The 10,303-nt window shown below is 71.6% G+C and carries 9 protein-coding genes; 6 read left to right on the forward strand and 3 right to left on the reverse strand.

Going from position 1 to position 10,303, the window contains the following annotated elements:
* Window positions 1–216 precede the first annotated feature (216 nt).
* Window positions 217–1,299 (forward strand): DUF2510 domain-containing protein, encoded by a 1,083-nt coding sequence (locus tag FNH09_RS41000; protein ID WP_152894955.1) that lies wholly within the window; start codon window positions 217–219, stop codon window positions 1,297–1,299.
* Window positions 1,300–1,446: 147 nt separating this feature from the next.
* Here the strand turns inward: FNH09_RS41000 and FNH09_RS41005 are convergent, their stop codons facing one another.
* A complete protein-coding gene (locus FNH09_RS41005) occupies window positions 1,447–2,061 on the reverse strand; it encodes a TetR/AcrR family transcriptional regulator (RefSeq protein WP_152894956.1) in 615 nt (204 codons plus the stop codon).
* A 221-nt stretch (window positions 2,062–2,282) separates the two neighbouring features.
* On the opposite strand from FNH09_RS41005, the gene FNH09_RS41010 reads away from it, so the two are divergent.
* Window positions 2,283–3,095 (forward strand): phosphatase PAP2 family protein, encoded by an 813-nt coding sequence (locus FNH09_RS41010; protein WP_152894957.1) that lies wholly within the window; start codon window positions 2,283–2,285, stop codon window positions 3,093–3,095.
* The gene (locus FNH09_RS41015; RefSeq protein ID WP_152894958.1) at window positions 3,092–4,111 is read left to right on the forward strand and encodes a DMT family protein; all 1,020 of its coding nucleotides are present in this window, start codon (window positions 3,092–3,094) and stop codon (window positions 4,109–4,111) included. Before FNH09_RS41010 ends, FNH09_RS41015 begins: the two co-directional genes overlap by 4 nt.
* A 137-nt stretch (window positions 4,112–4,248) precedes the next feature.
* Here FNH09_RS41015 and FNH09_RS41020 read toward each other — a convergent pair whose 3' ends face one another.
* Window positions 4,249–5,073 (reverse strand): LURP-one-related family protein, encoded by an 825-nt coding sequence (locus FNH09_RS41020; protein ID WP_162469852.1) that lies wholly within the window; start codon window positions 5,071–5,073, stop codon window positions 4,249–4,251.
* A gap of 76 nt (window positions 5,074–5,149) precedes the next feature.
* Window positions 5,150–7,204: a phosphocholine-specific phospholipase C gene (locus FNH09_RS41025; protein WP_152894959.1), complete on the reverse strand. Its 2,055-nt coding sequence runs from the start codon at window positions 7,202–7,204 to the stop codon at window positions 5,150–5,152.
* A gap of 222 nt (window positions 7,205–7,426) precedes the next feature.
* Here FNH09_RS41025 and FNH09_RS41030 point away from each other — a divergent pair, with 222 nt between their 5' ends.
* From FNH09_RS41030 to FNH09_RS41040, 3 genes are all read left to right on the forward strand, one after another.
* Window positions 7,427–8,296, forward strand: a complete 870-nt coding sequence (locus tag FNH09_RS41030) for an endo alpha-1,4 polygalactosaminidase (RefSeq protein ID WP_152894960.1) — start codon at window positions 7,427–7,429, stop codon at window positions 8,294–8,296.
* Between the two features lie 309 nt (window positions 8,297–8,605).
* The gene (locus FNH09_RS46910; protein WP_156110860.1) at window positions 8,606–9,463 is read left to right on the forward strand and encodes a hypothetical protein; all 858 of its coding nucleotides are present in this window, start codon (window positions 8,606–8,608) and stop codon (window positions 9,461–9,463) included.
* Between the two features lie 178 nt (window positions 9,464–9,641).
* Window positions 9,642–10,250, forward strand: coding sequence for a hypothetical protein (locus FNH09_RS41040; RefSeq protein ID WP_152894961.1), 609 nt, complete (start codon window positions 9,642–9,644; stop codon window positions 10,248–10,250).
* The last annotated feature ends 53 nt before the right edge of the window (window positions 10,251–10,303 follow it).

Raw genomic sequence — 10,303 nt, forward strand, 5'->3', positions numbered from 1 at the left:
CCCGGGGACAGGCCGAGGGGGTGGCCCAGTGGCGGGCCGAGGGGATGGCCCGGTGGCACGCCAAGGGGGTGGCCCGGGTCAGGCCGCGGCGGTGGGCCGGCGGTGGTCCGGGGACGGGCAGGCCCGGCCGTGTCGGGGTCCGGTGGGGAGGGGTCGCCGAGGCGAAGACCGGATCCCTCTCATCCCTCTTTCACCGACGCCTCATACGGTGGGGGCATGACGCAGGTGACTCCTCCCGGGTGGTATCCCGACCCCGGGCAGAAAAGTGATGGTCCCCCCACCGAGCGCTGGTGGGACGGCAAGACGTGGACGGACCAGACCCGCCCCGCGGGAGAGGCCGCCGGCTGGGGTCCGCCGATGCAGGTGTCGCCCGAAGGCACGCAGCCGTACGTCGCGCCCGACTCCTCCTATCCCACCCAGCCGGGATACCCCGGCTACCCCGGCTACCCCGGATATCCCGGCTACCCCGCACAACCGCCGGCGGACGGCCGGCGGCGTGGGCTGCGGACCGGCATAGCCGTCGGCGTCGCGGTGGCGGTGCTCGCCAGCATCGGCGTCGGCGTGTTCGCGCTGACCAGGGACGACGGTGGCGGCGGCACGAACGACGCGCGGCAGGGCCAGGGCGCCCCCGGCGGCCAGAACGGCTCCGGCGGGCAGGGCGGCCCCTTCGGCGAGTCGGGCGGCCAGGGCGGTCCGGGCGGGCAGGACGGCGGCTCCGGCGGCGACGGCGGGCAGTCGCCCGCGCCCGACCAGTCCGAGGCGCCGAAGATCAAGAGCGGTTCGGTCACCGACGCGGTGAGCGGGATCAGCATCCCCATCCCGGACGACTGGTACGGCCAGGAGCTCAACGTCGGCGCGCAGGTCACGTCGAACAACTCGTACGACTGCCCCGGCAACACCTCGCAGAAGTGCACCAAGGGCGGCGCCTACTCGGCCCCCGCCCTGGTCCTGGGCACCAAGGGCTCGACCGCGGAGGCGGTCGCCAAGGCGGACATCGCCACGAACGCCGAGGAGTCCTACGGCGGCACCACCTACGGCAAGATCACCTCGCACCAGGTGCTGGCCTCCAAGGCGGTGACGGTGGCCGGGCAGAAGGGCTATCTGGTCCGCTGGAAGGCGGTCACCAGCAAGGGCGCCGACGGCTATGTCGAGTCGCTGGCGTTCCCCTCTCCGGCGAACCCCGCGCGGATCGTCGTGATCCGCTTCGGCGTCGACACCGACCAGAACGTCTCGGTCATCGACGACATCACCAAGGGCATCAAGGTGTCGACCGGCAGCGGCAGCGGTCAGAACGTCTGACCGGCCCCGGGAAGACTGTCGGCCGGGTGGGGCTCCTCTCCGCTCAAGAGGAACCCCACCCGGCCGGGGGGTGCGCGCCGCCCCCGTCCCCACGGTGCGGCGCGAGCAGGTCGCCGTCCGGTCATCCCGGAGACGGCGGCCTGAGTATCAGGTGAGGCCGAGCGCCGGCAGCACGGCGGCCTCCACGAACCCGACGAGGTAGTCCCCGTCGGCGTACTCGCCCACCAGCACGGGCCGCACGCGCAGGACACCGAACATCATGGCGGGCACATAGGCCAGCGCCGGATGGTCGGCCGCGACCTCGCCGCGCTCGACCCCGCGCCGGAGGATGCGCTCCAGCTCGGCGATCTCGGGCTCCACCAGCGCCTCACGCAGCGCCTTCTGGAGTTCGAGGTCCTGCATGACGGCGTGGCCGAGCGCCTGGAGCAGTCTGGTGTCCTTGCCCGACCAGTCGCCCGAGGCCCGCGCCACCGCGCGCAGGTCGTCGGCGAGCGTTCCGGTGTCGATGCCGACGAAGCGCGCCTGCCGGTTGGAGCGCAGCGCCGCCGCCACGAAGTGGGGCTTCGTCCCCCACTGCCGGTAGAGCGTGGACTTGCTGCACCGGGTGCTCACGGCGACGCCCTCCATGGTGACGGAGTCGTAGCCGCATTCACGGATCTGTTCCAGGACGGCGTCGAAGAACTCCTGCTCACGTTCGCGGGTGAGCTTGGAGCGGCGCGAGGCGACGACCGTCTCCGGTCCCTCCGCGGCCTGCGACGTCATCGGCGTTTCCCCTCACTGCTGTCCGACAGGCCCGACGGGGCCCTTCTCCAGTGTGTCGCATGCAATCGATACGCCAGTGTACCGGTACTCCAACGTATCGGTACACTACCGTATCGGTACGGCACCGTGTCGTTGCCATTTACACATACGCGTACGCGGAGAGACGAGCGCCGAGCTCGTCGCAGCGCGCACGCACCATCGTCAGCAAGGGGGCCGGGGGGATGAACCGAACCGAGCCTGAAGAAGCGGAGCCCGACGCGACAGCGCGGCCACCGCTCGTCCGTGAGTTCCTGCTCGTCGCAGGACTCTTCCTCGTGTACAAGCTGGGCAGGCAGCTCGCGACCGGCCACACCGGTGAGGCCTTCCGCGACGCCCGGCGCGTGTGGGACCTGGAGCGGGCGGTCCACCTGCCCGGTGAGGGCCTCGTCCAGGCCCCGCTGCTGCACCGGGAAACGCTGGCGCACCTCGCGAACACCTACTACGCGACCGTCCACTTCCCCGCCACCGTGGCCTTCCTGGTCTGGCTGTATCTGCGCCGCCCCGCCCACTACGTCTGGGCCCGCCGGGTCCTGGCGGCGCTCACCGCGGCCGCCCTGGTCCTGCATCTCACGTTCCCGCTCGCCCCGCCGCGGATGCTCGCGGCGACGGGACTGGTCGACACCGCCCGGGTGTACGGGCCGTCCGTGTACGGCCCTCCGTCGAGCGACCACCTCTCGAACCAGTACGCCGCGATGCCCTCGCTGCACTTCGGCTGGGCACTGATGGTGGCGATCGGCCTGATAGCCGCGACCCGCTCACGGTGGCGCCTGCTCTGGCTGCTGCATCCGCTGCTGACCCTGCTGGTGATCGTCGGCACGGCGAACCACTACTGGCTGGACGCGATCGCGGCCGGCGCGCTGCTCTGCCTGGCGCTCGCGGTGATCCACCCGCCGCACCGGACGACCACGACCGCGCGACACGTCCACAAGGACCTCGTACCGACCGACGATCTCGCACCGGCGCGGGCACTCGCGTCGGCGGGTGCCGTCCGATGACCGCCACTCTGGTCTCCGTCGTCCTGTCGCTGTTCTCCGCCGTCGCCTACGCGGCCGCGGCCGTCGGCCAGGAACGCCTCGCCTCCCGCACCTCCGGCCCGAACTCCGGCACCGGCTCCGACTCGGGCACCGGCACGCTGCGCCTGCTGGCCAGCGGCGCCTGGTGGAGTTCGGTCGGGCTCAACGCCGGCGCCGCCCTGCTGCACGTGGTGGCCCTCAAGTACGGCCCGCTCACCGTGGTGCAGCCGCTCGGCGCGCTCACCCTGGTCGCCGCGGTGCCGCTGGGCGCACGGCTCGCGGGCCGCCGGGTCACCGCGAACGAGTGGCGCGGCACCGCGTACACCCTCGCCGGGCTGGCCGCGATCCTCGTCATGGCCTCGGGATCAGCACCCGACGAGATCCTGAGCCTGCCCGAGGCGCTGGTGGTCGCCGCGGCGACGGCGGCGCTCATCGGGCTGCTGTCCCGGCCGGGCGCCCGGCCGGGGCTGCGGCACGCGACCGCGTCCGGTTTCGCCTCCGGGGTCGCCTCGGCGCTCACCCAGACGGTGACGGTGGCCGCGACCGACCGCTCGGAGCGGGTGCTGAGCATCCAGGTGATCGGGGTGGCGCTGCTCGTCGCGGCCTTCGCCGCCGGCGGGCTGCTGCTGGCGCAGACCGCCTACCGGGGAGGTCTGGGCGCGCCGCTGGCGGTGGTGACGCTGGCCAACCCGGTGGCCGCGGCGGCGATCGGCCTCGCCCTGCTGGGCGAACGTCTTCGGGGCGGGGCGGCGGGAGTGCTGCTCGCACTGGCCGGCGCGGGCCTGGCGGCTTGGGGCGTCGTCGTGTTGTCGCGTACGACTTCGGAGCGGCCCGCACCGGTCGACGCGCCCGGCCCGCTCCACGCCCCCGACGCGGTCGGGGCGGTCGACGAGGAGCACCCCGTGGCCGCGGTGCTGGCCCTGGAGCCGAGCACCGCGTCGGCCGAACCGGCGCTGCTGCCCCGGCCGCCGGGGCCGGGACAGCTCACTCCGCTGTGAGCACGTGAGCACGCATGGGGGTTCCCGGGTTCCCCGGTTCCTGGGAACCCCGGGCAGGACATACGAAATCCCGCGCACCGCATCACAGCGGTGCGCGGGATTTCGTATGTCCGCGCGTAAGTCCCCCGCCGTCGGCGTCAGCCGAGGCCCCTGGAGTCCTGCTTCAGCGCCGTGTCGACCGTCAGGGCCGTCGCGACCACGAGGCTCAGCAGCGGCTCGGGCAGCTGGTAGTGGATCTGGAGGACGTAGTTGTCCGCGGTCGTGAAGAGGGTCTTGGCCAGGCCCTCCCAGGTCTTGGTGATCCGGGCGACCTCGTTGTCCGCGTGGTCGACGATCGCGAAGTTCCAGGCGCGCCAGTTCTCCGCCTTGATGGCACCGATCTTCTGACCGTTGACATTGATGGCGAAGTTGATCTTGCCGATCATGTTCTGCTGGACGATCTCGCCGACCGGCTGACCGTCCGGACGCTCCACGATCACCCGGGACTTGAATATCTTGGCCGGGCGGGTGAGCCGCAGGACGGGCTGGCCGTGGGCGTCCCGGATCTCCAGCCGGTGGGTGAGGTACTGGTCGAGGCTGGAGACGAAGCGCAGGATCTTCCGCAGCACGCCCTGGCCGACCTCGACGACCGAGCCGAGCGCGTTGCCGTTCTGATCCATGACCTTGTACTCGTTGGTCAGCTCGATCAGCTTGGCCTTCTGGTTCACCACCAGGACCGGCTCGGAGAACAGCGTGCCGCCGCCGGGACCGCTCGGGGCGATCCCGGCTTCCTGCTGCACCTGCTGCTGCACGCGCGGGTCGGCCTGCGGCGGGATGTGCGGCGCCGCGGGGGCCTGTCCGCCCTGCTTCTGGTCGGGGGCGGTCTGCTGGGTCCACTGCGCGCCGTCCCAGTAACGGAGCGTCTGGGACGCTCCGTGCGGATCGGGGTACCAGCCTGCAGGTGTGTTCGAATGCGTGGTCACCGGGGCACACTACCCTGCGCATACGGGGACCTGACCAGCCCCCGGGAAAGGCCGGCCGCGGCGACCGCGCACCAGGTCATCCGTCGGCGAGGGCAGGGTCGCTGACACCGGGTCGGCCGTTCTCCACATGTCCGGCGAAACGCCTCGAATAGGTGGCGTCGGTGGCGGACGTGACCGTGAGGTCGTACCAACGCCCGCTCGCGGTCAGGTCGACCGTGTGCCGGACCGTGGCGCCGGGACGCACCTTGAGGGTGCGCGTGCGGCCGCCGTAGCCGTTGGCCAGCTTCAGCTCCACCGAGGCCGAGCCCTTGTTGGTGAGGGTCAGCTCGACGGCGTCGCCGACGTGGCGGGCGGTGACCTCGGGGCCCGCCGCGGCCCTGCCCGACCCCTTGAAGGTGCGCAGGAAGCCGTTCGGGCCGTGCACCGTCAGGTCGTACGAGCCCGCGGAGTACGCGGTGTTCCAGGTGTCGGAGACGGACTTGCCGGCCTCGGTGGTGTAGGTCCAGGGGCCGTCCGTGCGGTTGCCCGAGGTGACGAGGAAGGCCGCGCCGGCCCGGGCGCCGGAGGCGAAGGTCAGCGTGAACGTCCCGGCGTCCGGGGCGGCCGCACCGTCCACCAGCGGGGCGTACTTGAGCGGCCGGGTCGGCCGCGAGCCGCATTCCTGCCGGGGCAGCACGGGACCGGCGGGCGGGGTGGGCACGTAGTCGGGGTGGCGGTTGCCGTCCGGCGGCCGGTAGCCGTCGGTGTCCGGCAGGACGACCGGCCGGGTGTCGGCGCGGGAGAAGTCAAACGCCGAGGTGAGGTCGCCGCAGACGGCACGCCGCCAGGGCGAGATGTTCGGCTCGTACACCCCGAAGCGACGCTCCACGAACCGGATGATCGAGGTGTGGTCGAACGTCTCGGAGCAGGCGTAACCGCCCTTGCTCCAGGGCGAGACGACGAGCATCGGCACCCGCTGGCCCAGACCGTAGGGGCCCGCGACATGGCCGCTGTCGCCCTTGAAGACGTCCGGGCCGGTGTCGACGGTGGACTTGCCCTGGGCGGCCGAGGCCGGCGGGAAGGGCGGTACCAGGTGGTCGAAGAAGCCGTCGTTCTCGTCGTACGTGATGAACAGGGCCGTCCGCGCCCAGACGGCCGGGTCCGCGGTCAGCGCGTCCAGGACCTGGGCGACGTACCAGGCGCCGTAGTTGGCGGGCCAGTTGGGGTGCTCGGTGAACGCCTCCGGGGCGACGATCCAGGAGACCTGCGGCAGCTTCCCGCCCGTGACGTCGGCCTTGAGCTGGTCGAAGAAGCCCTCGCCCGTGCGGGCGTCGGTGCCGGTGCGGGCCTTGTCGTAGAGGGGGTCGCCGGGCTTGGCGTTGCGGTACTGGTCGAAGTAGAGAAGGGAGTTGTCGCCGTAGTTGCCACGGTAGGCGTCGGGGATCCAGCCCCAGCCGCCGGCCGCGTCGAGGCCGTCGCCGACGTCCTGGTAGATCTTCCAGGAGACGCCCGCCTGCTCCAGGCGCTCGGGATAGGTCGTCCAGCTGTAGCCGGCCTCGTCGTTGCCGAGGACCGGGCCGCCGCCGCGGCCGTCGTTGCCGGTGTAACCGGTCCACATGTAGTAGCGGTTGGGGTCGGTGGAGCCGATGAAGGAGCAGTGGTAGGCGTCGCAGATGGTGAAGGCGTCGGCGAGCGCGTAGTGGAACGGGATGTCGTCGCGGGTCAGATACGCCATCGTCGTCGCCGACTTGGACGGCACCCACTTGTCGTATCTGCCTCCGGCGAAGGCCGCGTGTCCGTCGTTCCAGCCGTGCGGCAGGTCCCGGAGGAACGCCATGCCCAGGTCGTCGGCGTCGGGATGGAAGGGCAGGACGTCCTTGGTGCCGTCGGACTGGCGCCACACCGTCCGGCCGGGCGTGGGCGAGGCCGGACGCGGGTCGCCGAAGCCGCGCACACCGCGCAGGGAACCGAAGTAGTGGTCGAAGGATCGGTTCTCCTGCATCAGCACGACGATGTGCTCGACATCCTCGATGGATCCCGTGCGGTGGTGGGCCGGGAGCGCGGAGGCACGCTCGATGCTGTTCGACAGGGCCGTGAACGCCGTTGCGGCGCCCGCGAGTTGGAGGAAGCGGCGCCGATTGACCTCGGACATGGTTGAGGTACCCCTCTCGTCGTGACGCACACGGCTGGCGGGAACGTGACGGGACGTGCGCGCAAGGAGTTTTCCAAGGGCGCCGAACGACAGGGAAGGGTGCGATGGCGGGGATGTGAAAGTCACCGGTACGTGCGGGTGTGCCGCGGCCGACGGACCCGGGACGGGACAACCACCCCGCTCCTGATATCAGTTGATCTCGGCCCTGACCTGGACGGAGCGATGAGAAACAGCACGGTACCGACCTGCGCGACACTTCTGGCCACACTGGTGGCGGGGGCGCTGACCGGATGTTCCGGGACGCCTTCCGGCCAGTCCTCCGCCGGGCCTTCCGGCAGGTCCTCCGCCGGTTCCGCCACCGCCGGCCCCTCCGCCGGTTCTTCCACCGGCACGCGCTGGCAGCCGCGCCCGGGCGTGGCCTGGCAGTGGCAGCTCGACAAGAAGGCCGACCCGACAGGCGCCGACGTGCCCGTCTACGACATCGACGGCTTCGAGAACTCCGCCGCGGACGTGGCCCGGCTGCACGGCGACGGCCGCAAGGTCATCTGTTACGTCAACGTCGGCGCCTGGGAGGACTTCCGTCCCGACCGGAACGACTTCCCGCGGGCCCTGCTCGGCGCGCCCAACGGCTGGGAGGGCGAACGCTGGCTGGACATCCGGCAGCTCTCCACCCTGCGGCCGATCATGGAACGCCGCTTCGACATGTGCCGCGACAAGGGCTTCGACGCGGTGGAGCCGGATCTGGTGGAGGGCTACGACAACGAAACCGGATTCCCGCTCACCGCGGACGACCAGCTCGCCTACAACCGGATGATCTCGGAAATCGCGCACGACCGGGGCCTGTCCGTGGGCCTCAAGAACGATCTCCCGCAGATTCCCCAGCTGCTGCACGACTTCGACTTCGCCGTCAACGAGGAATGCGCCCAGTACGGCGAGTGCGCCGAACTCACTCCGTTCATCGAGGCCGGCAAGGCGGTCTTCCACGTGGAGTACGAGGTGCCGACCAGCAGCTTCTGCCCGGAGTCCCGCAGGCTGAAGCTGTCGTCGATGCTGAAGAAGCGCGAACTCGGGGTGTGGCGCCAGGCCTGCTGAAACGGCACAGTCCCCGCCATTTCCGTTCACTTTCCATTTCCGTTCGCGTTCCCTTTCCGTCAGCACTCTCATTCACATTCGCGCATCCATTCACATCCACCGGATGATTCGCCCCCACCGGGCGATTTCACATGCGTCCGGCGGTTCCCATTCCCATTCCCATTCGCCCCATCCGACCCTCTGATTCACCGCCGCCTCTTATCGTCACAATGAAACACCCCTCCCCTTAGCAGCGTTTCATCCTTTAAACTCGCCGATATCACGCCAAGAAGCGCGCTGGGGGCGCGCTTTCGGGGGAGCTGATCTGCCATGCGCCGTAGACCGTTTTTCGCCGCCCTGTTGGGCTGCGCCACCCTTCTCCTCTCGCTCGTCATATCGACGGCGCCGGCCGGCGCCGCCGACCCTGTCGCGCCGTACGCCGAACTGGCGCCCGCTTCCGGCCAAGTGGTGCCCGGTGGCACCCCGCTGACCGTGGACGCCCTGTTCCACAACACGCTGGACACCGCCATCACGGACAGCTTCATCGTCGCCGTGGGGCTGCGACTGGCGCCGCCCGCAACGGCGCTGACGCCCGATCAGGTCAAGGTCGAGTGGTACGACGCGGCCGCGTCCGTGTGGCGTGCGGTGGAACTGACCTCGGGCGAGACCGCGCTCAGCGGGTACCTCAGCACGGACGCCGGCCTGCCGTCGGTGGGCTCGCTCCCTGCGGGCGGCACCGCCCGGATCTCCCTGCGTGTCTCGCTGGTCGCCGCCGTACCGGTCGACACCACCCTTCAGTTCGTCGCCCAGGGACTCGTCCAGCCCCTCCCGGAGATCGATCCGGTGCTGCTGATGGACGGCAAGGCGTCCTACTCCGTCGTCGCGAAGACGACGCCCAGCACCTCGGCGAGCGCCAGCCCGAGCGGGACGGTGAGCGCGTCGGCGACACCGAGCGACAGCGCGTCGGCCTCCGCTTCCGCCACGGCTTCCCCCTCCACCACCTCCGCCGCGCCGACCTTCTCCGACGCGCCCGCCCCGTCGGCGCTGTCCGGCGGTACGGGGGGCGACCAGCTCGCCGACACCGGCACTCCCGGCGTGACCGCCGTGGCCGGCGCGGCGGCGCTCGTGTGCGCGGCCGGCACCGCCCTCGCGCTGACCCTGCGCCTGCGCCGCGACCGACGCGGCTGACCTGCGCGACCGACCCGCGCGATCCGGGGCCGCGCGCCGCCTGCGCGACCCGGGGCGTCCGGCGCCTGCGTGCCTGTCACTCCGGCGACGGGTCGTGGGCACGGGACACGGCCCGTCGTACACACCGCATGGCAGGGCGCCCGCGTGCCCTGAAGGTCCGTCCCCACGGGAGGAACTCATGCACCACCGCACCGGGCAGGACGTCCTGCGCGATGTGACCAGTCGCCTGGCCCCGGCCGAACTGGCGAAACTGGACGAGACCTGCCGGGCCTACGCGGCCCGGCCCTACCCTCCGCAGCGGCTGCACCGGCCGGCCACCGATCCGCTGGGCGCCGGTATCGAGACGGTCGTCCTGCTGCCGATCCTCGTGTCGGTCGTGGCACAGGTCCTCGCCGACCTCGCCACGCGGAGTATCCGGGCACACGGCCCCGGGCTGGCCGGACGCTGGCGGCGGCGCCGCTCACGCCACGCCGCGGCCGAGGAACGACGCGAGGCGCTGACCGGTTCCGTGCCCGAACTCGCCGGGGTGACGCGTCAGGAACTCATGGACTGGGCGCTGGCCCAGGGCCGGGCCGCGGGTCTGTCGGCCGCCCAGGCCGAGACGTGCGCCCACGTCATCGTCGTGGCCGTGGTCCCGCCGGCCGAAGCCCGGGCCGACGGCCCGGCGCCGCAGTCCCCCGACGGATCGGCGCCGCAGTCCCCCGACGGACCTGATGACGCCCAGACACCCCGGACGCCTCAGACACCCTGGCCGCCTCAGACACCCACGAGCCCACCCACGTCATGAACACCACGCCGGACGCCACGCCGGACTCCGGCCTTCCCCCCACCGCCCCTTCC

This window comes from Streptomyces adustus (assembly GCF_009377175.1).
Taxonomy (GTDB): domain Bacteria; phylum Actinomycetota; class Actinomycetes; order Streptomycetales; family Streptomycetaceae; genus Streptomyces; species Streptomyces adustus.

What these genes read in the sequence shown, in the direction of transcription:
- FNH09_RS41010 (WP_152894957.1), top strand. Translation starts at nt 2,283, where the DNA reads ATGAACCGAACCGAGCCTGAAGAAGCGGAGCCCGACGCGACAGCGCGG.
- FNH09_RS41005 (WP_152894956.1), bottom strand. Translation starts at nt 2,061, where the DNA reads ATGACGTCGCAGGCCGCGGAGGGACCGGAGACGGTCGTCGCCTCGCGC.
- FNH09_RS41040 (WP_152894961.1), top strand. Translation starts at nt 9,642, where the DNA reads ATGCACCACCGCACCGGGCAGGACGTCCTGCGCGATGTGACCAGTCGC.
- FNH09_RS41030 (WP_152894960.1), top strand. Translation starts at nt 7,427, where the DNA reads ATGAGAAACAGCACGGTACCGACCTGCGCGACACTTCTGGCCACACTG.
- FNH09_RS41000 (WP_152894955.1), top strand. Translation starts at nt 217, where the DNA reads ATGACGCAGGTGACTCCTCCCGGGTGGTATCCCGACCCCGGGCAGAAA.
- FNH09_RS46910 (WP_156110860.1), top strand. Translation starts at nt 8,606, where the DNA reads ATGCGCCGTAGACCGTTTTTCGCCGCCCTGTTGGGCTGCGCCACCCTT.
- FNH09_RS41015 (WP_152894958.1), top strand. Translation starts at nt 3,092, where the DNA reads ATGACCGCCACTCTGGTCTCCGTCGTCCTGTCGCTGTTCTCCGCCGTC.
- FNH09_RS41025 (WP_152894959.1), bottom strand. Translation starts at nt 7,204, where the DNA reads ATGTCCGAGGTCAATCGGCGCCGCTTCCTCCAACTCGCGGGCGCCGCA.